The sequence below is a fragment of the Agrobacterium fabrum str. C58 genome (assembly GCF_000092025.1).
In the GTDB taxonomy this organism is placed as follows: domain Bacteria; phylum Pseudomonadota; class Alphaproteobacteria; order Rhizobiales; family Rhizobiaceae; genus Agrobacterium; species Agrobacterium fabrum.
The window spans coordinates 2,009,302-2,034,086 of sequence record NC_003062.2 but is presented as its reverse complement, the minus strand read 5'-3'; the positions used below and the strand labels follow the sequence as shown (position 1 = coordinate 2,034,086).

Genomic DNA, 24,785 nt, shown 5'->3' with positions numbered 1-24,785 from the left:
CGGGCTTATTGGACTGATGAAGGTTTTGTGGCAAAGGCAGACTGAGTAGCCCTAGCCAGAGAAAGCAGCCGCCGTGAGCGAAATCCGCCTCTATGTCACCACGACCGAAATCAAGGCCGGTGAAATCCTCGATCTCATGTCGGACTATTTCGGCGAGGAGGATGTCGCGATCGCCACGACCGAGGTGGATGAGAAGCGCGACATCTGGGAAGCCTCCGTCTATCTGATGGCGGAGCAGGAGGAGGAGTTCCGCGAGCGCGTCAGCACTTTGCTTGCCCCCGCCTTTCCCGGTCTCGTCATTGAGAAGGAAATCATTCCCGATGTCGACTGGATCGCCAAATCGCTCGAGGGGCTGAAGCCGGTGCGGGCAGGGCGGTTCATCGTCCATGGCGCGCATGATCGCGACAAGGTGCAGCCGCACGATCTGGCGATCGAGATCGAGGCGGGGCAGGCTTTCGGCACCGGCCATCACGGCACCACGGCCGGCTGCCTTGAAATGATTGAGGACGTGCTCCGTGCACGGAAGGTGCGCAACGCGCTCGATCTCGGCACCGGCAGCGGTGTGCTGGCGATTGCGGTGCGCAAGATGCGTCCCATTCCCGTGCTGGCAACGGACATCGATCCCATTGCCGTCAAGGTGGCCAAGGAAAATGTACGGCTGAACGGCATTGTTTCCGGGATGGCGCTGGAAACCGCACCGGGTTTCCACTCAGATGCTTTCCGCAAGCATGGTCCGTTCGATCTCATCATCGCCAATATTCTGGCGCGGCCGCTCATCAAGATGGCGCCGCAGCTCGTCACGCATCTGGCGCCCGGCGGCACCGTCATCCTGTCGGGCATTCTTGCATCGCAGCGCTGGAAGGTGCTTTCCGCGTATAATGGCGCCAAGCTTTCCCATATCCGCACCATCTGGCGCAATGACTGGGTAACGCTGCATCTGCGCAAGGACTGACGTTCTCGCAACAGCTATTTCGGACAAAAGAAAAGGCGGCGCTTTCGCGCCGCCTGGAAACCCGCGAGCATGGGAGGAGCTTGCTCAAGCGGGTCGACGTATTCCTGATCAGACGCGGTGGAGGGAGGATCGCCGCGCCTGATGTCATCAGAATACGTAGCTGGACTTTGCCTTGTGGCGCAGATCGGCGCGGTTCATGCCGAGCGCTTCGAGCGACTTGTCGTCGAGGTTCAGAAGGGCGGCGTTAACATGACGGCTGACCTGACGCTCGCGTGCTTCAATGACGCGATCGAAGGCGGTGCGGAGGAAAGATTTTGCCATTGCTTCAAATCCTTTTTTGCCAGGAGAGTGTCTCTCTCGCTGTGTTGACCTTGATATAAGCGATGTGTTTTTGTTTGGTTAGGTGGGAAAGCTCACGGTAGGCATGCTTAAAACGCATATCAATCCGCCTTGAGTACGACTTATTCCGCAAAAAATGCACAATTTATCACCGCAATTCGCTCTGTCATATATGGCTTGAAACCGGATTGATCGGCATGGCATGGTCCTATCCGGTCGCTGATCCTATCGCGCGGTTGGCGGCTTTTCTTATGACAGTTTCTGAAAGACACACATGTTCCAGACCTTCGACAACAAATCCGCACCGCAATTCGGCAAGGCCCGTGTCGAGGCGCTGCGCGCCGGTTTCGATGCACTCGGTATCGACGGATTTCTCGTGCCGCGCGCCGATGAATATCAGGGAGAATATGTGCCTGAGTGCGCCGAGCGCCTGTCATGGCTGACCGGCTTTACTGGTTCGGCCGGCATTGCTCTGGTGACGCGCGCGCAAGCGGTGGTGTTTGTCGATGGCCGATATACGACGCAGCTCAAGTCTCAGGTCGATCAGTCGGTCTTTACCGGCGGTGATCTGGTCGGCGCGCCGCCTTCCGTCTGGCTGTCCGAACATGCGGCACAGGGTTTCCGGCTCGGCATCGATCCATGGCTGCATACCGGCGCCGAGTTGAAGCGGCTGGAAAAGGCGCTGGCCGGCAAGGGCGGCTCGGTCGTGCTTCTGGAAAAGAACCCGCTCGATGCTCTCTGGCAGGACCGTCCCGCCGAGCCGCTGGAACCCGTTGTCATCCAGCCGGAAGCCTTTACCGGGATACTGGCGAAGGAAAAGATCGCCTCGCTCGCGGAAACCGTCTCGGCCAAGGGTGCGGATGCCCTGCTGGTCACCGACCCGTCATCCATCGCCTGGATTTTCAATATTCGCGGCAATGACGTGCCGCACACGCCGCATCCGCTCGCCCGCGGTATCATTTATGCCGACGGCAAGGCGGATATTTTTCTCGACAAGCGCAAGACCGGCATCGAGGCCGAGGCCTATCTCGCGCAACTGGCGACGCAGCTGCCGCCATCGAAGATTGCCGACCGTCTGCACGCCATTGCCAGCGCCAAAGGCCGGGTGATGGTCGATGCCGATCTGACGCCTGTCGCGCTGACCGGCGCGATCACTGCGGCGGGTGGCTCTCTGATTGAAGAGGCCGATCCGGTCCGCCTGCCGCGGGCGCGCAAGAACAAGGCGGAGCTTGCCGGCTCGGCTGCCGCGCATGTGCAGGATGGTGCGGCGATGGTTGAATATCTCTGCTGGCTGGATCGCCAGCAGCCGGGCAGCGTCACCGAGATTGCCGCAGTAAAGGCGCTGGAGGCGGCACGCGCCAAGGTGGGGCAGGCGATGCAGAACCCGCTGAAGGATGTGTCGTTCGACACGATTTCCGGCGCTGGCGACCATGCCGCCATCATCCATTACCGCGTCACGACGGACACGGACCGCATACTTGCCGATGGCGAGATGTTTCTCGTTGATTCCGGTGCGCAATATGTCAACGGCACCACTGATATCACCCGCACCGTTGCCATCGGCACGGTGCCGGAAGAGCAGAGGCGTTTCTTCACGCTGGTGCTGAAGGGCGTGATTGCCATTAGTGCGGCACGGTTTCCGAAGGGAACGCGTGGCTGCGACCTCGATCCGTTGGCGCGCATCGCGCTCTGGAAGGCGGGGGCAGATTATGCCCATGGCACCGGCCACGGCGTCGGCTCCTATCTCTCCGTGCACGAGGGGCCGCAACGTATTGCAAGGCTTTCGACGCAGGAGCTTCTCCCCGGCATGATCCTGTCGAACGAGCCGGGTTATTATCGTCCCGGCGCTTTCGGCATCCGGATCGAGAACCTGATCTATGTGCGCGAGGCGGAGGAGGTGGCCGGCGGTGACCAGCCGATGTTCTCCTTCGAGACGCTGACCTGGTGCCCGATCGACCGCCGGCTGGTCGTCGTGTCCCTGCTGACTGACGAGGAACTCGACTGGCTGAACGCCTACCACGCCGACGTTCTGGAGAAGCTCTCTCCGCTCATCACCGATGAAGAGGTGAAGGCGTGGCTCGTTGCCGCGACGAAGCCGTTGGAGCGGGCCGCCTAAAACAGCGAGACGTGCCTGATGGCTATGACGATGGCCCAGCCGATGGCGAGCATCGTCAGGCCGGGAAAGCGCAGGCAGACCAGAAGGGCTGCCACCATGCCGATCTTCACCTCGTATCCGCCTTCGAAAAAGGCGGGTGCGACGAGCGTGGTCAGAACCGCAACCGGCACGGCGTTCAGCCCGGCCTCCATGCGCGGCGGAATGGATTTCATCCGCGTCATCAACACATAACCGCCGATGCGGGTGAGATAGGTGGCGATGGCGGCGAGTGCGATCAGGATCAGCGTATCGGCGTGCAGCATGTCGCTCATGGTGTTTCCGCCTTGCTTTCGGGATTGGCCGCTTCCGCACTCTGTTTCGGCGGATAGAGGACCGCGACGACAATTCCGGCAACCGCGCCGAGGCTGACATGCCACGGCGAACCGACGAAGTGATAGGCGACCGTCGCGCCGGCAGCGCTTGCCAGCATGACAGGGTAGAAATTCTCCCGTTGGCGGAAGCTTAAGACCATGCCCATGAAATAGATCGGCAAAAGCACATCAAGCCCGATGGCTTTCGGATCGCCGACGAGATTACCGAGCGAGGCGCCGAGAATGGTCATGGCGAGCCACAGCACATAAACCGGTGTGGCAAAGCCCATGTACCAGGAAAAACCGACCGTACCGGTGTTCTCGTATTTCCTGACCGATTCGGCGAATTGCGGATCGACCAGCACGAAGAAGCCCGCAGCCTTCTGCAGAAGCGACCAGTTCGAGATCATCCGGGCAATGGCGGCCGAATAGAGGATGTGGCGGAAATTGACCGCGAAGACGGAAAGAACGATCAGCCAGGGCGCAACCTTCTGGCCGAACAACTCGATACCGACGAGCTGGCTCGCGCCAGCATAGACGGTGCCGCTCATGATCGTGGCTTCGGTGATACTGAGGCCATTATCGACCGCGACCGCGCCGAACAGCGCACCGAAGGGGGCGGCGGAGAGGGCGATCGGGAAACCGCTCTTCAATCCCTCGCGAAAATCTGCATTGAACATGTCTGGAAACTCCTTGCCGCCGCTCTATCGCCGTCCCGCCCGGCTGGCAAACGAATTGCATGAATGGATCGATTGATTAACTTGAAGCTTCCGTTACGGTAACGCCTCACGCGGCCCGCGCCGCGGAGGGCTGCGTCGCCATTTTCTTCGCGCGTGCGCTTATGTGGTCAGATGGTGGAGGATCGATGCTGGAAAAGCAGGAAAAGGCGGCTCTGGCCACACGCATCCGGGACTATCTTACCCGCGAGACGGAAACTGAAATCGGTCTTCTTCAGGCGGAAATCTTCGTGGATTTTCTGGCCGACGAAATGGGGTATGTGTTTTACAATCAGGGCCTTAGGGATGCCCATGCGGCGATCCTGCGGCGTCTTGACGATGCGGCTGCTGATATCGATGTGCTGGAGAAACCGAAGCTGCGCTAAGGGCGCGGCGCTAGTTCCGCAATATGTCGCGGCTCTTGAGAATGACCGCGCCTTTTTCCCGCATGGCTGCCACCGCGGCTTTGATGCCCTGCGGGTCGATGCCGCGACTGGCATCCTCGATGAAGCGCACCTTGACGCCGGGCAACATGTCGAGGGCATCCTGCACTGAAAAACTGACGCAATAATCGGTGGCAAGGCCGCAGACGTCGAGTTGCGTCACGCCCTGGCGGGCCAGATAGTCGGACAGTCCTGTGGTGGCCACCTGGTCATTGTCGCGAAAGGCGGAATAGCTGTCGATGGCGGGGTTCTCGCCCTTCTGCTGGATGTAATCGAAGGCTTCCATATTCAGGTCGGGGTGAAATTCCGCATCCGGCGTACCCTGCACGCAATGGTCCGGCCACATCATCTGCGGCTTGCCGGAAAGTTCGCCCATGTCGAAGGGTTGCTTGCCGGGATGCTGCGAGGCGAAGCTGCCGTGATTTTCCGGGTGCCAGTCCTGCGAGGCGACGATGAGATCATAGCCGCCATTGTCGATCAGGGCATTGGCGATGGGTACGACCGCGTCTCCATCGGTAACGGCCAGATTGCCACCCGGGCAAAACCCGTTCTGAATATCGATGAGCAGCAGCGCCTTCATGATGTGCCTCCCTTTTTTTCGCAGGATGCCAAGCCGGCTTTGGCGGATCAAGCCCCTTTCGCCCTATCCGGCAGGCAGGGGTGTTTCCGGCATGAGCCGGACCCTGTCGCAGTCCTGCCGCATTTGCAGCAAATTTCCGGCAAAGTCAGAATTTACCTGACAATGCGGCGACGGAAATTTTTAGGCCGATGACGCTCCTTTGAGGGGCATTTCCCGGGACGATGCAGTGCGGATGCACGCAGTGCCCGCGCAAGTCATTGTTTTGCCTTCGCCTTACAATGCGCAGACCTTAACGAAATATTTTTGCAGGGACTCGTAAACACTTTGGTTACCATAATTCGTCATGCTTCGAGCCAGTCAGTTCCGAAACCGGCGTGGTGTCCGCCCGCCCTTCGGATGTCCCAAAGTCCCTCCGGCGTTGGCCGGGTATGCGTGAACGGTTCGAGTAACGAGTATCATGGCGTTTTCTGCTGCGGCCTATAATGGTGCCGGCTTTGCCGGTTCGTCTTCCGCCAAGAGAGGCAAATCCTCTTCGCTTGGACGGATGTCCGCGATTCTCGGCGGCGGCGCTTTTGCCGGTCTTTTCGCCTTTGCCGCCTTTGCCTCGCTGCACAGCATGGCGGCGGCATCGCATGGCGTCGGGCAATTTGAGAAGACATTGGTGGCACGGCTCGATTCCGCCGAGACGGCGATCGGTCACACGGCCGTGCGTGACATTCACGTTCGCAAATTTTCCCGACTGAGCGATCACAGCCACGGCCAGCAGAAGGCCGTTCGCCTTGCCGGCATCATGCCCGAAATCGGCGCGAAGGAATTTCGCGAGCGCTTCGGTGCGGCCGCCAATGCCAAAGGGCAGGCGACGGTGAAGGAGCTTGCCGCGTTGAAGCCGTCGGCAATCGTCGATTCGGCGCTGGGTCGCACCTCCGAGGTTGCCTATCAGAGCGCGGTTTCGCAGCATCCGGCATTTGAAGTGGCGCTGGCGCGGCCGCAGATCGAAGAAGAGGCAAGCAGCCTGCTTCCCGATGACGTGCCGCTGCCGAGTTTCAGGCCTGAAGTAGCAAGCGCCGAGGCAGTCGAGCCGTCACCGCGCCCCGCTGCGCCGTCCAAGGCCGAGGACCATGTTCCCGCTGTCGCCTCCGCGCCCGCTTTCGATGCACCGGTTCCCCTGCGCGCACCTGCGGCGCCGAAGCAGAGCACCGGCGCCATGCTTGCCTTTGCGAAGCCTGACAATCCCATGCGTGAGCCGAGCAAGATGGATGCGGTTCCGTGGCCGGATCGCGGCAATGGCACGGCGATCTACGATATTTCCTCCGGCGTGGTGCATATGCCGAATGGTGAAAAGCTCGAAGCGCATTCCGGCATCGGCAAGATGCGCGACAATCCTGATTACGTGCATGTGAGGATGCGCGGCTCGACACCGCCTTCCAGCTACCGCCTGACGATGCGCGAGGCCCGGTTCCATGGCGTCGAAGCCATTCGCCTGACACCGGAAAGCGGCGTCAATCCGCATGGCCGCGACGGCCTTCTCGCCCATACCTACATGCTGGCGAAACGCGGCGAATCGAATGGCTGCGTCGTGTTCCGCGACTATCCACGCTTCCTCGCGGCCTTCAAGCGCGGAGAGATCAAGCGCATGGTGGTGGTGCCGAAGCTGAATGGAAACCGCCCGACGCTTGCGAGCAGTGGCGGCAAGAGCGGCGGCAAGACGCTGCTCGGCATGTTCTCGCGCGGCAACGATTCCTGATCGCCTTTTGATCTTAGCGGAACGCCCTAGCGGCGGCGTCGCTGTGTCAGCACCATGCCGGCAAGGATGAGCAGGATGCCAAGCGCGCTTGCCCAGATTTTCGGCGGGTGATCGCTGAAGAGATCAAGCACGACGCCCGATACCATTTGGCCGCTGATGACGAGAAGGGCGGTATTGACCGCGCCGATGCGAGGAATGAGCCAGCTTCCCGAAGCGATGAAAACGACGCCGATCGGGCCGCCGATAAAGGCAAGCCAGGGCGCGTCGGCAGCACCCGGCGGAATGAGGCCGCCGACGATGAGGCCGATGACGGTCAACACCGTGAAACCGACGATGTGGTTCCAGAAAGAAGCGATCAGCGGTGAGTTGGACAGGCTGAGGCGGCCGTTGATCTGCCGGCTTAGCGACACGAACACGCCGCCGGCAAAGGCCATGGCGATCCAGACGATCATGCCGCTCTCCCGACAAGGATGATCAGTGCACTGCCGCAGAGAATGAGGCAGACCGCCACCATGTCCTGCACATCCGGTCGCCGTTTTGGCAGGCCGAAGAGGCCGAAAAGGTCGGCGAGAAGACTGAAGATCACCTGCCCGCCAAGCCCGAGCGCAATGGTGCCCGAGAGCGCCAGCGGCGAATTGACGGCGGTGGAGGTGAGGATGACGATGGCAGCACCCACGACCCCGCCGCAATAGGCCCAGAGCGGTGCGTTCGGTTTTGCCGGTGCCGCGGCGTCTTTCTTCGGGCGCATGATGGCGAGATAGATCAGGGCTGCAACCGTGCCGGTTCCATGCGCTGTCCAGGAGGAAAACAGCGCATTGCCATAATGGGCAAGCTGACCGTTGAAATGCACCATCAACGTCAAAAGGCAGCCGCTCGCAAAGGCGGCGGCGAGATGCAGCGGGTTCAGGCGGAGATGCGTCGTGTCTGTCATGGCAAGCCGGATTTCGTTTACGCTGCGAAGCGTTATCGCATCGGTGCCGGAATCGAAATCGAATTCTCCGCGTTTGCCGAATTCATGCGGATATGTCAGCGCTTGTCGGCGGCTGTCTCGACACGGACAGGGCTCGCATCCGTCATCACTTCGGCAAAGAATTCGGTGACCAAGGTGGAAACACCTTGCGGATTTTCCCAGTGCGGATTGTGGCCATGGCCCGGCATCGTTACGGTTTGCGCCAGGGGGAAAGCCTCGAAGAGTTGCTGGCGATGGGAATCATCGAACAGAGGGTCTTCAGAACCGGCTAGGCAAAGCACGGGCACATTTATTTTCGACGCGCTGTAATGCAGATCAGTTTCTGCAAAAGCTTTAAGAACGCCATGCCAGGTTGTGGCCGCCATATTTGCCGCGTCGCGTTTCATTCGGAACAGGAATTCCTCGTTGACCGGTCGACTGCAGGAATACCAGTCGTGCAGGAAACCGCCTGCCGGTTTGATCGGATCGCGTAACGCCAGGATATCCCTGGCAAGTTTGCTTTCGGTGCCGAAATCGGGCTCCAGCGTCCCTGAGATGAGCGCAAGCCCTCGAACGGAAGAGGACCGCCGGGCGGCCAGTTCGATTGCCGTCATGGCGCCCATGGAGTGGCCAAGCACAAAGAACCGCGAGACGCCCATAAGCGTCAGAAAGCGGTCAATCGTTTCAGCGAAGTCTGCGACATGAAAACCGTGTCCTACGGACGATGCGCCGTGACCAGGCAGGTCAGGAGCAATCAGCCGATATTCCTGGAAATAAGGTTCGATAATGGAAAAGCTGCGGCTGGTGTCGGAAAACCCGTGAAGCATCAATAGCACCGGCCCGGGACCGCCAGTGTCTATAAAAGCCATTTGGCGCTTGCGCGGCAATTCGACAAAACGCTTGCGCTTTTCCCAATTGTCCAAAGATGGAGCTGTCATAGGCCGAGCGCCGCCTTGACAGTCGCCAGACCATTCTGGCCGTCGAGTGCGAAGACGTCTTTCAACCATGTTTCAAGCCGGTGCGGCTCGGCCTTGATCGCCTGCGCTGCGGCATCTTCCGGCGACAGGCCGCCGTTCATGATGAGATCCATGCCCTTGTTTTCGAATTCAACATCGAATTCAAGGTTCTGGAGCAGTTTTGCAACGTTCGGGCACTCCTGCAGGTAGCCTCGACGGACCTGGGTATCGACAGTGGCCGCGCCGAAATCGGGTCCATAAAATTTATCGCCGCCCGTCAGATATTTGATGTCGAATTTGGCGTTCATGGGATGCGGCGCCCATCCCTGGAAGACGATGAACGTCTTGTTGCGGTTAAAGCGCGCGACCTGGGAAAGCATGCCTTGTTCGCTGGATTCGACGACTTCCCAGTCCTTCAGCCCAAGCGCCGGATCTTTGACGGCATCCAGCATCAACTGGTTCGAGCCGGGCTCGATGCCGTAGAGTTTTCTGTCGAACTTGTCGGCGAATTTCTGAAGGTCGGAAAAGTCCTTCACGCCGGCCTCCCAGACGTAGGTCGGCACGGCAAAGGTGTATTTGGCGCCCACGAGGTTGGTCCGGACCTTTTCGACCGATCCATCCTCTTTATAGGGCTTGTAATAGTTCACCATCGCCGGGTCCCAATAGCCCATGAAGACGTCCAGGTCCTTGCTCTTCAGGCTGGTGTAGATGACATCGATCCCGAGCAACTGGCTCTGTGGTTGATAGTGCAGCGATTTCAGAAGGGTCATGGCGATGCCGGTCGTGAATGCGAGATCGTTCCAGCCGGGTTCCGCCATTCTGACCATCTTGCACGCATCGGCATCGGCAGCAAAAGCGGGGCTTTCCCCTGCCAGCACCAACGCCGCTGCTGAAACAACTTTCATCCACTTTCCCATGAGGCAGCCTTTTGTCTTAGTGGTTACTAAATTGACCAATGGGACAATAATTGATCTTTTGGGGAAATTTGTCAATGTGTCTCTGCAAGGAGACTGAAATGCGACTCACTAAAATAAGCGATATTCGTCGGGCCGAGCTGAGACGTGCAGCATTCGAAGTGTTGCAGAGAGAGGGCATGGCCGGGGCAACGCTCGAAAGGGTGGCTGCACAGGCGGGCGCCTCCAAAGGCATCGTGCTGCATTATTTTGCAAGCAAGCAGGAACTGTTCGAACATGCGATGCGTGAAGCCAATGTGAAACTGGCGGAGGTCGTTGTGGCGAGGCTTAATCGCGCCACAAGCCCGCGGGAGAGACTGGAGGCAATTATCGAGGCCAACTTCGACGAGAGCTTCTTTCAGCCATCGATCTGTCATGCCTGGCTTTCGCTATGCGCGGAGGTTCCGCGTGAGCCGCAGCTTGGGCGAATTCAGAAGGTCATCCATGCGCGCATGCGCTCCAATCTGCTCTCTGCCTTGCGGCATCTCGTGCCGAAAGGGGACTGTGAACCCATTGCACTGGGCATTACCACATTGATCGACGGGCTATGGCTGCGGTCGGGGCTGCAATCGGGAGGTCTGTCGAGGGAAGAGGCGTTGGCGCAAATGCGCGACTACCTGTTACACCGATTGCCAAGTCCGGAGGCCGCCGCTTGATGGCTTGGGCCAGTGACGACGAGGGCTGAACCATGGAACCAGGTTCTTCCTGCCGCATTATTCCACCATGAAGAAAACGACCCGCAAACCATTGAACAGGATGACGATTTTCGTCATCTCTATTTTCATTCTCGCAGCCGTGATCGCGGCCGTCTATCTCGTCGGCTTCACGCCCGGCGAGGTATGAGCCGGACGTTCATCTGCCGGCCTGAACAGCTTTGGGTTTGCCGCGTTCCATGGCCACTTTCGCCTTTGCCACCAGGAAGCGCAGGCCGCGCAGCAGAAACCGGCTGGTTTCCAGATAGGCGCGATAGGGCAGAACGGTGAAGTACCGCCAGCGCGGCAGGCGGTAGATGCGCAGATTGTTCTGGATCTGGCTTTCGCCGTCTGCATCCTGTGTGGCGCAGAGTGGATAGATGAAGGCCGCCTTTAGGCCGGAGAGATATTCCAGATCGAAGGCGATGTCGTAGGCGAGCCGCATGGGGATAAGTTTCGATATCCATTTTCCGGCGCGGCGGTTGACGAGATAGGCGCCCGATCCTTTTTCGCGGGTGAGCGCCACTGCGAGCGATCGGCCATTGGACAGGGCGCGGAATGCAAATTTGCGGCCGTTGCTGACCGTCGTCAGCCGCAGAATATCCCAGTCGTTACCGTTTAGAACCGCTTCATCAATGGCATCAAGAAAATCGTCCTCGAAGACCACGTCGTCCTCAAGGATGAGCGCGATATCGGCATCACCAGTCATGAATTTATTGGCGCAGGCGACATGGCTGAGATAGCAGCCGATTTCCGGCGGCGAGGTGCGGCGGCCATGCATAAGCATATAGGAAATTTCGCTGAATTCCGGGATCGGGTATTGCAGCTCCCTGCCATTGACGCCGGCAACGCGCTCCGCCTTTAGCCCCATCGCATCGAGGCGGGCGTTCATGTCGGTCAGGCGCTTTGTAGCGCTATCCATGTTGATCAGGAAAATGGCAAGCTTTCGCTGGCTCTTCGGCAATATGTGCAAAGCAGTCCCGTCCCGGTTTTCAGTTCGCCTTTGCAACTCCTTTATTGCAATGGCGTGACATCGGCTATGGGAAAAGCGCTCTCCAGGCACTCATGGTTGTCGGATCAAACCTTTTCCACAAATCCATCCAGCACGCGCTTTTCGCCGGCACGGTCGAAGTTGATGGTCAATTTATTGCCTTCGATCGCGGAAATATTGCCATTGCCGAATTTGAGGTGGAAAACACGGTCGCCGACGAAGAATTTCGAGGGCTTGTCAGCCACGGATTTCGCCACCAGTTCGCCGTCGATGGTGCGGGTGCGCGGGCCGCTTTCGCCGTAACCGATGCGCTCCACCGCATGGCCGGAGCGTGTGCCCCAATTGTCGCGGGTGGCGTCGCTGCGGTTCTGCTGGGCGCGTTTCCAGCCGGGGGTGGAGTAATTGTTGGTGAAGGGATCGGCCTTGTCGAAACGGGACTGGCCGTAACCGCCGCGTCCGCCATAACCGCCATAATTGCTGTCGGAAGCCGCGACATCCACATGGGCGGGCGGCAGTTCGTCGAGGAAACGCGAGGGCAGGGTGGATTGCCACAGCCCGTGAATGCGCCGGTTCGAGACGAACCAGATATGGCAGAGCTTCTTGGCGCGGGTGATGCCGACATAAGCCAGACGACGTTCTTCCTCCAGACCGGAGCGACCGCCTTCGTCCAGCGCCCGCTGGTGGGGAAACAGGCCTTCTTCCCAACCGGGCAGGAAGACGGTGTCGAATTCCAGACCCTTGGCGGAATGCAGCGTCATGATGGAGACGGCATCCAGCTCGGCATTCTGTTCCGCATCCATAACCAGGGCGACGTGTTCCAGAAATCCACGCATGCTTTCGAAGGATTCCATCGAGCGGATGAGTTCCTTCAGGTTCTCAAGCCGTCCCGGTGCTTCGGCCGTCTTGTCGGCCTGCCACATGGCGGTATAGCCGCTTTCGTCGAGAATCTGTTCGGCAAGCGTGGTGTGTTCGGTGTTTTCCAGCAGGCCCTGCCAGCGGCGGAAATCCTGCACCACATCGAACAGCGCCTTGCGCGCTTTCGGCTTCAACTCGTCGGTCTCGATGATGTCGGCGGCGGCTGCCAGCATCGGGATATCGCGGGCGCGGGCATAGTCGTGCAGGTTACGGATCGTCGTATCGCCAAGGCCACGCTTTGGCGTATTGACGATCCGCTCGAAGGCGAGATCGTCGGCCGGTTGGCAGACCAGCCGGAAATAGGCCATGGCATCGCGGATTTCGAGGCGCTCATAAAAGCGCGGGCCGCCGATGACGCGGTAATTGAGGCCAAGCGTCACGAAGCGGTCTTCGAATTCGCGCATCTGGAAGGAAGCGCGAACGAGGATGGCCATGTCGTTCAGCTTGTAGTTCTTACGCTGGAGTTGCTCGATTTCCTCTCCGACCGCGCGGGCCTCTTCTTCCGAATCCCAGGCGGCGTGCACCACGACCTTTTCATCGTCCGGACTGCTGCGCTCGGTAAACAACGTCTTGCCGAGACGGCCCTCGTTGTGGGCGATCAGATGGCCGGCAGCGCCGAGAATATGTTCGGTGGAACGGTAGTTACGCTCAAGCTTGATGACCTTGGCACCGGGAAAATCCTTGTCGAAGCGCAGGATATTGTCCACTTCCGCGCCGCGCCAGCCATAGATCGACTGGTCGTCGTCACCGACGCAGCAGACATTCTGCGGCTCGTCCTTGGCGCGCTGGGCAAGCAGCCGCAGCCACATATATTGCGCCGTGTTGGTGTCCTGATATTCGTCCACCAGAATATAACGGAACTTCTGGTGATACTCTTTCAGAATATCCGTATGGCGGCGGAAGATGCTGATCGGGTGCAGCAAGAGATCACCGAAATCGCAGGCGTTCAACGTTTTCAGCCGGGCCTGATAGGCGGCGTAAAGTTCGCGGCCCTTGCCGTTGGCAAAGGCGCGGCTGTCACCCTCGGGAATATCCGGTGGCGTCAGCCCCTTGTTCTTCCAGCCGTCGATCATGCCGGCGAACTGTTTTGCCGGCCAGCGCTTGTCATCAAGACCTTCGGCCTGAATGAGCTGCTTGATCAGCCGCACCACATCATCCGTGTCGAGAATGGTGAAATCCGATTTCAGGCCGATGAGCTCGGCATGGCGGCGCAGAAGCTTGACGCCGATGGAGTGGAAGGTGCCAAGCCACGGCATGCCCTCGACAGCGCCGCCGACGAGGACGCCGATACGTTCCTTCATCTCGCGGGCCGCCTTGTTGGTGAAGGTCACGGCAAGGATCTGGCTTGGATAGGCGCGGCCGGTGGCGAGAATATGGGCGATGCGGGTCGTCAGAACGCGGGTCTTGCCGGTGCCGGCGCCGGCGAGAACGAGAACCGGTCCGTCAAGCGTTTCCACGGCCTCGCGCTGTTCCGGGTTGAGGCCGGAAAGATAATCGTGTGCCGGCCGCACCTGGTCGCGCGCCGCCATGGCGCGGGCGGCAATGCCAAGCCCGCCGCCGTTTTCCGAAGGGGCATTGTTGGTCGCCCTGCGCGGTGCCACGGGTTCTTCATCGAAGAACGGCATATCGTCGAAACTGTTGCTCATGCGGCCCAATGTAGTGATTCGGGATATAAAGGCCAGAACCGTGTTCTGCTTTTATTCCGGTATCGTCAGTCAAAACGCCTATTCCAAGGCATTTTTTCGGGTTCATGCCTGCCTGTCGGCATCAAAAGCGGTATCCACCGGCACTTGCAGCGCCACTGCGAGCTGGTTGGTCTTGGCGGCGAGCGCGATCACCCGCATCAGATCGGCATGCTGTTCATTCGTCATGCCCTTGGCTTTTGCGGCCGCAGTATGGGAATGGGCGCAATAGGAGCAGCCATTGGTCACCGACACCGCAATGTAGAGCATCTCCTTCACCAGTGGATCGAGCGCCGAGGGTGTCGCCATCACCGCCTTCACCTCCGCCCAGGTCTTTTCCAGGAGATCGGGATCGAAGGCGAGGTAAAGCCACATATTGTTGATAAAATCCGATTTGCGGGTTGCGCGGATGTCATCGAACACCGCTTTTACGCGCGGATCGGCTTCGGGATTTTGTGTTTTCGTGACGGTGCTCATGGTTTCCTCCGGCTCATTTCCTGCCGGCAGATTACCGCGCTTCGGAATATTTGCGATAAAAATGGCCTTCTTGGTGCGTCCGACGAGAATTCATCACAAATTACAATTACGTAAGAAACGGATTTGTGCGTTGCCTCGTTTCAGACGAGCGGGAATACTGCTCATGTCCCGAAGTCGGCGCTTCAGGGGCTGTTTTATGCTGCGATGATTAACCGGAGAACTATATGCGGGTCTGGAAACAGGTGGGTGTCAGTCTGGCCGTGGTGGGGGCAGGGCTCTGTCTCTGGGGTTTTTATTCGCCTGACGCCCGTAATGTGCTTGCCAGCATCGGGATAGGCAAGGTGCCGTCGCCGGCTGTCGAAGTCGCTGCGGCTGGTCCGTCGGCGGGTCAGAACGCCGGTGGCAGCCGCCGCAATGGCAACGCTACCCTTGTTGTGACGGCTCCGGCGAAAAAAGGCATTGTCAATGACCGGCTGAACGCCATCGGCAATGGTCAGGCGATCCAGTCGGTCGTGGTCATGCCGCAGGTCTCCGGCACGCTTTCGGAAATCCGCGCGGCTGCCGGCGCGCGTGTCGTGAAGGGACAGGTACTCGCCCGGCTCGATGATGAAGAGCAAGTGATCGAGCGCGACAAGGCGCAGGTCGCGTTGCGCAGCGCCATTGAAAAATCCAGTTCCTACAAGAACCTGAAATCTTTCTCCCGCCTTGACGTGATGGATGCGCAGATCGCCGAAGAGGCCGCCAAGCTGGCGCTCAGCACGGCCGAACTGAATTTGAAGCGGCGCGATATCGTCGCCCCCATCGAAGGCGTGGCCGGTATCGTCGCCGCCAATGTCGGCGACAACGTCACCACGCAATCGACCATCGTCAGCATCGACGATCGTTCTGAAATTCTCGTCAATTTCTGGGCGCCTGAGCGTTTCGCAACCGCAATTAAAGTCGGTATGCCGGTGGAGGCGACATCCATTTCCCGCCCCGGCGAGACATTTACCGGCGAGATCGAGGCTGTCGACAACCGCGTCGACGAGGCCAGCCGCACCATCCGCATCCGGGCGAAGTTCGGCAACGAGAAGGACGAGCTGAGGGCCGGAATGTCTTTCGGCGTCACCATGCGTTTTGCCGGCGAGACCTATGCCTCTGTCGATCCGCTCGCCGTGCAATGGGATGCGGAAGGCTCCTATGTCTGGCGTGTCACCGACAATAAATCCAACAAGGTGCGGGTGCAGATCGTGCAGCGCAACCCGGATGCCGTTCTCGTGAAGGCCGAGCTGGCCGAGGGTGAGCCTGTCGTGATCGAGGGTCTGCAGCGCGTCAGAGAAGGTGGCGCTGTCCGTGTCGGCAATCAGACGAAGCCCGAGGAGGTCGCCAGCCAATGACGCAACCGTCTTCCGGTCAGGATTCCAAACTCGCCTTTACCGCGCTCTTCGTGCGCAGGCCTATTCTGGCGGCGGTTCTCAACACGCTGCTGGTCGTTGCCGGTCTTGCAGCGCTGGTTGGCGTCGAAGTGCGCGAATTGCCCGATGTCGACCGTCCGTCGATCAGCGTCAGGACCACCTATGAGGGGGCGGCACCGGAAACGATTGACCAGGAAGTAACGCAGACCATCGAAGGCGCCGTGGCGCGTGTCAGCGGCATCAAATCCATCGCTTCGAGCTCGCAATTCGGAACCAGCCGCGTGACGATGGAGTTCAGCGACAATGTCGACATGGCCGTTGCCGCCAATGACGTGCGCGACGCCATCGGCCGCGTCACCAACCAGCTGCCTGACGATGCCGACGAACCCCAGATCATCAAGGCGGATTCCGACAGCCAGCCGATCATGCGCCTTGCCGTCACATCCTCCACGCTCAGCATGGAAGATCTGACCAAGCTGGTGGATGACGAGATCATCGACCGCCTGGCCGCTGTCGATGGTGTGGCGGATGTCGAGCTTTACGGCGATCAGGAAAAGGTTTTTCGCGTCGATCTCAATCAGGCTGCTCTTGCCAGCCGTGGTCTGACCGTCACCGATGTTTCCAATGCGCTTGCCAGCGCCGCACTCGACGTGCCGGCGGGATCGCTGAAAAGCACGACGCAGGACATTGTCGTGCGCGCCACGGCCAGTCTGACGAAGCCGGAGGATTTTTCCAACCTTCTCATCAAGGACAATATCCGCCTGCGGGATGTGGCGACCGTCATGCTCGGCGCTGACGATCAATCCACCTCGTTGCGCTCCAATGGGGTGCAGGGTGTCGGTCTCGGCGTCATCCGTCAGGCGCAGTCCAACACGCTCAATATTTCAACGGGTGTGAAGGCCGCCGTCGATGCCATGTCCGCCAATCTGCCTGAGGGCACGCGTATTGTCGTCACCAGCGATGACGCCGTCTTCATCGAAGGCGCGCTGCATGAGGTCGAACTGGCGCTGGGGCTCTCCGCGCTCATCGTGGTCGTTGTGCTCTATCTCTTTTTCCGCGACTGGCGGGCGACCCTCATTCCGGCGATCACCATGCCGGTGGCGCTGATCGGCACCATCGTCGCCATCTATATGGTCGGCTTCTCGGTCAATATCCTGACGCTGCTTGCCATCGTTCTGGCGACGGGTCTGGTTGTCGATGACGCCATCGTGGTGCTGGAAAACATCGTGCGCCGCCGGGCGGAAGGCATGGGACCGCGCGCCGCCGCCGTTCTCGGCACGCAGGAAGTGTTCTTCGCCGTCATCGCAACGACGGCGACGCTTGCCGCCGTGTTCATTCCGCTGTCGTTCCTGCCGGGCCAGCTTGGCGGCCTGTTCCGTGAATTCGGCTTCGTGCTCGCCTTCGCCGTCGGCCTGTCGTCAATAACGGCGCTGACGCTGTGCCCGATGCTGGCCTCGCGCATGCTGAAACAGGGGCTGAAGGAACCGACGGGGCCGCTCATGTGGTTCGGCAATGTCTTTGCCTCCACCTACAAGACGACGCTTGCCGCCTGCCTCAACAATCCGCTGATCGTCATCGTTGTTGCGCTGATCTTCTCGGGCCTGTCCTGGATCGCCTTCGGCATGATCCAGAACGAGCTGACGCCGCGCGAGGACCGCGCCTCGGTCATGATGCGGGTCACCGCGCCGCAGGGCGTCAGCCTTGAATATACGCGTGACCAGTTGCAACGGATCGAGGAAAATCTGCAGCCGCTGCGCGATAGTGGCGAAATCCGCAATGTCTATTCCATCACCGGCATGAACGGTTCTTCCAATACCGGCTTCATGGTGCTGACGCTCGCCCCTTGGGCGGATCGCGAACGCACCCAGAACCAGATCGCGGCTGACGTCACCTCCGCTGCCAACAAGGTTCCGGCTTTGCGCGGTAATGCCATGCAGCCGAACAGTCTGCGCATTCGCGGCGCCGGCAACGGCCTGCAGATGGCGATGGTCGGCAGCAACTATCCGGCGCTGACAGAGGCGACGCAGAAACTGCTGCTTTCCATGGAGGAAGGCGGCCTGTTCGATACGCCGCGTTTGGACAACGAGCCAAATCAGGCCCAGCTTTCCGTCTCCATCGACCGCGAGCGCGCCTCCGATCTCGGTATCGACATCACCGGCCTCTCGCGTTCGATGCAGTCGCTGCTGGAAGGTCGCTCGATCGTTGATGTCTTCGTGGATGGCGATGCTATCCCGGTCAGGCTCCTGTCTTCTACCCGGCCGATCAACGATCCGACCGATCTGGAAAATGTCTTCCTGAAAACGGGTGACGGTAAGATCGTGCCGATGTCGGTCATCGCCACGCTCAAGGAAAATGCGGTTGCGCCGCAGTTGAACCGCGAGCAGCAGCTTCCTTCCGTCGGTTTCACCGCCAACCTCAAAGACGGTGTGTCGCTCGGTCAGGCCATGGAGAAGGTGAACGAACTGGCGCAATCCGTGATGCCATCAGGCGCGCGTCTGCTGCCGCTGGGTGAAGCGGCGACGCTGGAAGAAAATTCGAGCGGCATGTTGCTGACCTTCGGTTTCGCCATCGCCATCATCTTCCTTGTGCTGGCCGCGCAGTTTGAAAGCGTGCTGAGTTCGGTCATCATCATGTCGACGGTGCCGCTCGGTCTCGCCTGCGCCGTCATCGCGCTGCTGGTCACGGGCTCGAGCCTCAACGTCTATAGCCAGATCGGGCTTGTGCTGCTTGTCGGCGTCATGGCCAAGAATGGTATTTTGATTGTCGAGTTCGCCAATCATCTGCGCGATCAGGGTGCGACCGTGCGTGAGGCGATCGAAAAGGCCACCAGCATCCGCCTGCGCCCTGTCATGATGACGATGATCGCCACCATTCTCGGCGGCGTGCCGCTGGTGCTGGCGCAGGGGGCGGGTGCGGAAGCGCGCATCGCACTCGGCTGGGTCATCGTCGGCGGTCTCGGTTTTGCGACGCTGGTGACGCTTTACATCACCCCGGTGTCTTACCTGCTGATCGCCCGCTTCGCCAAACCGCAGGCAGATGAAGAAATTCGCCTTCACCGCGAACTCGAACTTGCCGCCCGCCGCAAAGCGCTGGAGGAAGACAAGCCGTTGCTCGCAGCGGAATAGGGTGGGCGCCAAACCGCATCAGGTGCAATCGCGATGCTGGACAAAGCGTTAACCTTATCCCATACCACCTGACGAAATTTCGTAACGGATCGAATCCGTTACGGGCAGATGTTGTGGTGGAGATTGACGATGGCACTGAAGGATGTGGTGGCGGGCAAGCGGAACGAAGAGGGTATCGCGTCTGCGCTCGCGGTGCTGAAGCAGCAGCTGGGCGATAAGCTCCAGACGGGCCAGGCGTTTCGCGAGCAGCATGGCCATACCACCACCTACCTGACCCTGCAGGCGCCCGACGGTGTCGTTTTTGCCGAAAGCGCCGATGATGTGAAGGCCGTGGTAAAGGCCTGCGCGCAATACAAGGTGCCGGTCATTCCCTTCGGAACGGGATCTTCGCTCGAAGGGCAGGTCAACGCGCCCAATGGCGGAATATGCATCGATTTCAGCCGGATGAATCGCATCATTGAGGTGAATGCCGAAGATCTTGACGTGACGGTGGAGCCCGGCGTGACGCGCGAGGATCTGAATGTCTATCTGCGCGATACCGGCCTGTTCTTTCCGATCGATCCCGGCGCCAATGCTTCGATTGGCGGCATGGCCTCGACGCGCGCTTCCGGCACCAATGCCGTGCGTTACGGCACGATGAAGGACAATGTTCTGGCCGTCACCGCCGTTGTCGCCAATGGTGAGGAAATCCGCACTGCGCGGCGCGCCCGCAAGTCGTCCGCCGGTTACGACCTGACGCGGCTTTTCGTGGGGGCCGAAGGCACGCTCGGTGTCATCACCTCGGTGACGCTGCGGCTGCAGGGCATTCCGGAAAAGATTACCGGCGGTGTCTGCACCTTCGACAGTATCAAGGCGGCCTGCGATGCCGTCATCATGACGATCCAGATGGGCGTTCCGGTCGCCCGCATCGAATTGCTTGACGAGGTGCAGGTGCGCGCCTGCAATGCCTATTCCGGTCTGAACTATGCGGAAAAGCCGACACTCTTCGTGGAGTTCCATGGCACCGAGGAGACGGCGGCGCTGCAATCGCAGCAGTTCGCCGAGATTGCAGCCGAATGCGGCAGCGTCGATTTCCGCTGGACGGGCGATGCGGCGGAGCGCAACAAGCTGTGGAAGGCGCGCCACGACGCCTATTGGGCGTCGCGGGCGCTGGCACCACATCTCGACGGGCTTTCCACCGATGTCTGCGTGCCGATTTCACGGCTGGCCGATTGCGTCGTGGAAACGCAGCGGGATATTGCCGAGAACGGCTTTCTGGCGCCGATCGTCGGCCATGCGGGTGATGGGAACTTCCATGTGCTTATTCTGTTTGATGGCAAGGACGCCGAAAGCGTTGCGAAAACAGAGGCCTTTGTTGCCCGTCTCAACCGCCGCGCCATTGCCATGGACGGCACATGCACCGGCGAACATGGCATTGGCCAGGGCAAGATGAGTTTTCTTGCCGAAGAGGCAGGAAATGCACTGGATCTCATGCGCGCCATCAAAACGTCGCTCGACCCCGATAACATCTTCAATCCGGGCAAATTGTTTCGGCTTGTCTGATCGTTCTCATATTTGATTGGTACAAAAGGCTGCTTGCCGTTAAGGCAGAAAAGAATAGGTTTGCAGCGTTCGCGAAGGGAGATGCAGGTCAGTGCTCGGGCGTATTCTGGTTTTTCTGGGCGGACTGCTGGCCTTGGTGCTGTTTTCAGCGCTGCTCATTCCCTATTTCGTCGACTGGACGGATTTCCGCCGCGACTTTGAGGATCAGGCAAGCCGCATTCTCGGCAAGAAGGTGGTGGTGCACGGCCGCGTCGAAGCCCGGCTGCTGCCTTTCCCTTCGGTAACTCTGCATGATGTGCGCGCCGGAACCGATGCGGACGGATCACCGCTCATCCAGGTCGCGCGGTTTTCCATGGATGCCGAGTTGGCGCCTTTCCTTTCGGGCGAGGCGCGCATCTTCGACATGCGCATCGAGGAACCCAAGGCGAAGATCCGGCTGTTGAAGGACGGCACGCTGGACTGGATGCGCGGCAGCCGGGCGGAAATTCCCGCCCGCACCGTGGTTCTGGAAAGCGTGCAGATTGAAGGCGGGCAGATCGAATTCATCGACGAGCAGTCCGGCCGTAACCGTGTCGTGACCGGCCTCAATGCCGACATGTCCGCCAATTCGCTGGCCGGACCCTGGAAAGCCGAAGGACGCGCCGCTGTCGATGGTCATCCTGGCTCCTTCTCGCTTTCGAGCAGCGAGCCGGACTACGCCAATGGCCGCATGGGGCTGAGGCTCCGTCTCGTGCCCGATGAACATCCTGTCGAAGTTGATCTTGACGGCGCGATTGCGGCGACGGCGGGGAAACCCGCCTATAGCGGCTCCTTCTCCTTCAGTTTCCGGGAAGATGAAAAGCAGAAGCAGCAGGCGGGGCAATCCCTCTTTTCCTCGCCGCGCACGCGCGGCAGTTTCGAACTGACCAATGAAAGCGTTCGTATCCCGAGCTACCGCATGGAGCTTGGCGCTAGTGAAAACCCCTATATCGTGACCGGTGAAGCGACGCTGGATACCGGCGCCAAGCCGGAATTCCTGCTCACCGCAGATGGCCAGCAGATCGATGTCGCCCGCTTTGCCCCCCCCGTGGTGCAGACGGGCAAGACTTCACGCCAGCCAACCGTCTCGGTGCGGCAGCGCGTCGAAGCCTTTGCCGCCATGGTGGCCCGCATTCCGGTGCCGCCGGTGCCGGGCAAGGCGAGCATTAGCCTTCCCGCGCTCGTTTCCGACGATACGACGATCCGCGACATCAGGCTGGATGTGCGCCCGGATGGCAGCGGCTGGCAGGTGGTGAATGCCGTGGCGACGCTGCCGGGCCGGACACAGCTCGAAGCCAAGGGATCGCTGACGCTGCTCGGCGGCCCCGCCTTTAACGGCAATCTGCTGCTCGCCTCCAACCAGCCCTCTGGGCTGGCGAACTGGCTTTCCGGCTCGGTCGATCCGGCGATCCGGCAACTCAATGCCGCCGGTTTTTCCGCCGATGTCTCGCTGACGACGCTCAACCAGCGTTTCAATAATCTGGAACTGGCGATTGGCGATGCCTCACTGAAAGGTGAGCTGGAGCGGCGCTCGGACGGCAAGACCTCCAATCTTTCCATCGATCTCGCCGGCAATGAAATCGATCTTGATGCCCTGCGGGCGCTTGGCAGTCTCGCGCTTGGCGATCAGGTCGGAAGCTCGGTTCTCGACCATCGCATCACCGCAAAATTCAAGGCCGACCGGTTCAACATGGCCGGGGTGACGGCCAATCATGTCGAGACTGCCTTCACCATGGCGGGCGGGGTTCTCTCGCTTGAAAACATGACGGCCGGCGATATTGCCGGCGCGGAGGTGAAGGCAAAGGGACAGTTGCAGGGGTCGTTGCTGAAATATGCCGGCAAAGGCACGGTGAACCTGCATGCAGCCGATATGCAGCCGTTCTTCACCATGCTGCAGCAGAAGCTGCCGGACCATCCCTTCCTCAGCCGCCTGGCGGCGAGCGCGCCGTGGTACGCCAATTCCGATCTTGCCATGGACGTCTCCGTCAACAGTGACAATGGCGGCGCCAATGTCGCCGTTTCCGGAACCGTTAATGGCAGCCGTCTGTCGGCTGTCGCCAAGATGCCGGATTTCCTGTCGATCACGGACGATACGGCCATGTCGCTGGAAGCGGTGCTGAAAAACCAGTCGACGGCGATCCTGTTCGGGCAGGCGGGGCTTGATCCGCTGCCCTTCGATGCGGACGGGGAGGGGCTCCTTTCCGTCAAGCTCAATGGCACGCTCGGCTCACCCGCCCAGACCGAGCTGCGTTTTTCGACGGAACGCACGCATTTTTCGATGAATGGTTCCTTTGCCGTTGCGGCCGCCAACTTCGGTGAGGGCAGCGCGGATGTGGCGCTCGAAAGCGCCGACATCGAACCCTATCTGATCATGAACGCTGTCGGCCTGCCGCAGCTCGGTGGCGGCATGGCGGTGAAGGCCAATGCCAAGGTAGCAGTGGATGGGCAGAAGATCGCCTTTTCCTCGATCGGCGGGCAGGCGGGTGGCAATCCCTTCTCGGGTAATGTCACGGTCCAGCGTGCCGCGCCTCATCCCGTCACGGGCGAACTTTCGGTCAGAACGGCCGATCTCGCCTGGCTGGGAGACGTGATCTACGGGCCGGTGATCGACCCGGAAACCGGCGCGCTGAATGCAAAGCCTCTTGCCATGCCTGCATTCCCGCAGCTCAAGGCGTCGCTTGCCCTGAAAGCGGAAAGCTTCGAGGCTGGCCCCTTCGGCACGGTCACGGGCGTTTCGGCCAAGCTCACGCATGATGCGGGCAGTCTCTCGCTTGACGATGTTGCCGGCACCTTCATGGGCGGCAAGCTCGCCGGACGGCTTGCCATGTCCACGGGCGAGGGTGCGGGCATTTTCCGCAGCAAGATCGCGGTGACCGACGCCAATCCGGAACCGATCCTATGGGCCAATGCCAACGGGCCTGTGGCGACAGGCCGGGTCGCGATTGATCTCACGGCCGAATCGACCGGCAAAAGTGTCGGCGAAATGCTGAAATCGGCTGGTGGTTCGGGTGAAGTCCGGGCGAGCGGGCTTGTGCTGAAGGGACTTAATCCCGGTGCCCTGCCACCGATCCTGCAAGCGGCCGATGGTTTGCAGCAGCCGATCGATGCGCCAAAGGTGCGGCCGCTGGTGGATCAGAGCCTGTGGCAGGGTGAAATTGCGCTCGGTGATGTGGCACTGCCATTTTCGCTGAATGGTGGTGCGCTTCATTTCAAGAATTTGCGAGCGGGCATCGATCCGGTGACCCTGACCGCCGATGCGACTGTCGACATTGCCGCTTCGACCGTAAATGGCGACCTCAATCTCCTGTTCAATCCCGGCACCGAAACGGTCGCGGGTGCTGAACCTTCCGTGCGTCTCAACTATAACGGCCCGCTTGCCGCGCCTGCCTTGACGACAGATGTCTCCGCGCTCAGCAATTACCTGTCTCTTCGGGCTTTCGAAAAGGAGCGGCGGCGGGTGGAGGCGATGCAGGCCAGCGTTCTTGAAAAGCAGCGCCTGCGCCGCGAAGTGGCGCTCTACCGCTCCCAGGCGGCAGAACGGCAGGCCGAGAAGGAACGGGCTGAGGCGGAAGCCAAGGCCAAGGCCGAAGAAGAGGCACGTTTGAAAGCCGCGGCCGAAGAGCGCCTGCGCCAGGAAAAGGAACAGCAGGAGCGGTTGCAGCAACAACAGCAACAACAGCCGGCGCCCGAGCGGAAGTCTGCACCGGCTCTGGTGGTGCCGCCGACGGAAGACGCCATCCGGCAGCTGGCGCCGGAAAATGCGCCCGCCACGCCGTAAGCTCAGGGACAGGAAAGCCGGTCGTTCTTCAATTTCGTGAAGATCGCGCCAAACTCTCCAACGTCATCCTCGG

The 24,785-nt window shown here is 60.2% G+C and carries 20 protein-coding genes; 9 read left to right on the top strand and 11 right to left on the bottom strand.

The genetic code is table 11. From position 1 onward, the window contains the following. Positions 1–73: 73 nt before the first annotated feature. Positions 74–952, top strand: a complete 879-nt coding sequence (locus tag ATU_RS10115; protein ID WP_010972037.1) for a 50S ribosomal protein L11 methyltransferase — start codon at positions 74–76, stop codon at positions 950–952. 147 nt (positions 953–1,099) lie between these two features. Here ATU_RS10115 and ATU_RS26555 read toward each other — a convergent pair whose 3' ends face one another. Further along, positions 1,100–1,273, bottom strand: coding sequence for a hypothetical protein (locus ATU_RS26555; RefSeq protein ID WP_006310423.1), 174 nt, complete (start codon positions 1,271–1,273; stop codon positions 1,100–1,102). Positions 1,274–1,565: 292 nt separating this feature from the next. On the opposite strand from ATU_RS26555, the gene ATU_RS10110 reads away from it, so the two are divergent. Beyond that, positions 1,566–3,407, top strand: coding sequence for an aminopeptidase P family protein (locus tag ATU_RS10110; RefSeq protein ID WP_010972035.1), 1,842 nt, complete (start codon positions 1,566–1,568; stop codon positions 3,405–3,407). Here the strand turns inward: ATU_RS10110 and ATU_RS10105 are convergent. After that, on the bottom strand, positions 3,404–3,718 hold the full coding sequence (locus tag ATU_RS10105; protein WP_010972034.1) for an AzlD family protein: 315 nt from the start codon (positions 3,716–3,718) through the stop codon (positions 3,404–3,406). The genes ATU_RS10110 and ATU_RS10105 overlap by 4 nt on opposite strands. Then, a complete protein-coding gene (locus tag ATU_RS10100; protein WP_006310420.1) occupies positions 3,715–4,437 on the bottom strand; it encodes an AzlC family ABC transporter permease in 723 nt (240 codons plus the stop codon). The genes ATU_RS10105 and ATU_RS10100 overlap by 4 nt, the downstream gene beginning before the upstream one ends. 185 nt (positions 4,438–4,622) lie before the next feature. On the opposite strand from ATU_RS10100, the gene ATU_RS10095 reads away from it, so the two are divergent. Continuing rightward, positions 4,623–4,859, top strand: a complete 237-nt coding sequence (locus ATU_RS10095; protein ID WP_006310419.1) for a DUF2164 domain-containing protein — start codon at positions 4,623–4,625, stop codon at positions 4,857–4,859. A gap of 10 nt (positions 4,860–4,869) precedes the next feature. Here ATU_RS10095 and pncA read toward each other — a convergent pair whose 3' ends face one another. After that, positions 4,870–5,496, bottom strand: a complete 627-nt coding sequence (gene pncA / locus ATU_RS10090) for a bifunctional nicotinamidase/pyrazinamidase (RefSeq protein WP_010972033.1) — start codon at positions 5,494–5,496, stop codon at positions 4,870–4,872. A 457-nt stretch (positions 5,497–5,953) separates the two neighbouring features. Between pncA and ATU_RS10085 the strand changes: the two genes are divergently transcribed. Then, positions 5,954–7,240, top strand: coding sequence for a DUF2778 domain-containing protein (locus ATU_RS10085; RefSeq protein WP_010972032.1), 1,287 nt, complete (start codon positions 5,954–5,956; stop codon positions 7,238–7,240). A 26-nt stretch (positions 7,241–7,266) separates the two neighbouring features. Here the strand turns inward: ATU_RS10085 and ATU_RS10080 are convergent, their stop codons facing one another. The 4 genes from ATU_RS10080 to ATU_RS10065 all read right to left on the bottom strand — a co-directional run bounded on the left by ATU_RS10080 (position 7,267) and on the right by ATU_RS10065 (position 10,050). After that, entirely contained in the window at positions 7,267–7,692 is a 426-nt protein-coding gene (locus ATU_RS10080) for a DMT family transporter (protein WP_006310415.1), read from the bottom strand. Continuing rightward, positions 7,689–8,171 (bottom strand): DMT family transporter, encoded by a 483-nt coding sequence (locus tag ATU_RS10075; protein WP_035258513.1) that lies wholly within the window; start codon positions 8,169–8,171, stop codon positions 7,689–7,691. The genes ATU_RS10080 and ATU_RS10075 overlap by 4 nt, the downstream gene beginning before the upstream one ends. A gap of 95 nt (positions 8,172–8,266) precedes the next feature. Continuing rightward, complete coding sequence (locus ATU_RS10070; protein WP_010972030.1) at positions 8,267–9,127, bottom strand: alpha/beta fold hydrolase; 861 nt, start codon at positions 9,125–9,127, stop codon at positions 8,267–8,269. Continuing rightward, on the bottom strand, positions 9,124–10,050 hold the full coding sequence (locus ATU_RS10065) for a choline ABC transporter substrate-binding protein (RefSeq protein ID WP_010972029.1): 927 nt from the start codon (positions 10,048–10,050) through the stop codon (positions 9,124–9,126). The genes ATU_RS10070 and ATU_RS10065 overlap by 4 nt, the downstream gene beginning before the upstream one ends. A 110-nt stretch (positions 10,051–10,160) precedes the next feature. On the opposite strand from ATU_RS10065, the gene betI reads away from it, so the two are divergent. Continuing rightward, positions 10,161–10,754, top strand: coding sequence for a choline-binding transcriptional repressor BetI (betI, locus tag ATU_RS10060; RefSeq protein ID WP_010972028.1), 594 nt, complete (start codon positions 10,161–10,163; stop codon positions 10,752–10,754). 196 nt (positions 10,755–10,950) lie between these two features. Here the strand turns inward: betI and ATU_RS10055 are convergent, their stop codons facing one another. The 3 genes from ATU_RS10055 to ATU_RS10045 form a co-directional block, all read right to left on the bottom strand. Continuing rightward, the gene (locus ATU_RS10055; protein WP_006310409.1) at positions 10,951–11,763 is read right to left on the bottom strand and encodes a glycosyltransferase family 25 protein; all 813 of its coding nucleotides are present in this window, start codon (positions 11,761–11,763) and stop codon (positions 10,951–10,953) included. A 104-nt stretch (positions 11,764–11,867) separates the two neighbouring features. Beyond that, positions 11,868–14,342, bottom strand: coding sequence for an ATP-dependent helicase (locus ATU_RS10050; RefSeq protein WP_010972026.1), 2,475 nt, complete (start codon positions 14,340–14,342; stop codon positions 11,868–11,870). 102 nt (positions 14,343–14,444) lie between these two features. Beyond that, the gene (locus tag ATU_RS10045; RefSeq protein ID WP_010972025.1) at positions 14,445–14,855 is read right to left on the bottom strand and encodes a carboxymuconolactone decarboxylase family protein; all 411 of its coding nucleotides are present in this window, start codon (positions 14,853–14,855) and stop codon (positions 14,445–14,447) included. A gap of 224 nt (positions 14,856–15,079) precedes the next feature. Here ATU_RS10045 and ATU_RS10040 point away from each other — a divergent pair, with 224 nt between their 5' ends. The 4 genes from ATU_RS10040 to ATU_RS10025 all read left to right on the top strand — a co-directional run bounded on the left by ATU_RS10040 (position 15,080) and on the right by ATU_RS10025 (position 24,712). After that, positions 15,080–16,231, top strand: a complete 1,152-nt coding sequence (locus ATU_RS10040; RefSeq protein ID WP_010972024.1) for an efflux RND transporter periplasmic adaptor subunit — start codon at positions 15,080–15,082, stop codon at positions 16,229–16,231. Beyond that, positions 16,228–19,374, top strand: coding sequence for an efflux RND transporter permease subunit (locus tag ATU_RS10035; protein ID WP_010972023.1), 3,147 nt, complete (start codon positions 16,228–16,230; stop codon positions 19,372–19,374). Before ATU_RS10040 ends, ATU_RS10035 begins: the two co-directional genes overlap by 4 nt. A gap of 129 nt (positions 19,375–19,503) precedes the next feature. Next, positions 19,504–20,916 carry an FAD-binding oxidoreductase gene (locus ATU_RS10030; RefSeq protein ID WP_006310399.1) on the top strand — a complete coding sequence of 471 codons (1,413 nt, stop codon included), beginning with the start codon at positions 19,504–19,506 and terminating at the stop codon, positions 20,914–20,916. A 91-nt stretch (positions 20,917–21,007) separates the two neighbouring features. After that, complete coding sequence (locus ATU_RS10025; protein WP_010972022.1) at positions 21,008–24,712, top strand: AsmA family protein; 3,705 nt, start codon at positions 21,008–21,010, stop codon at positions 24,710–24,712. Positions 24,713–24,785 lie beyond the last annotated feature (73 nt).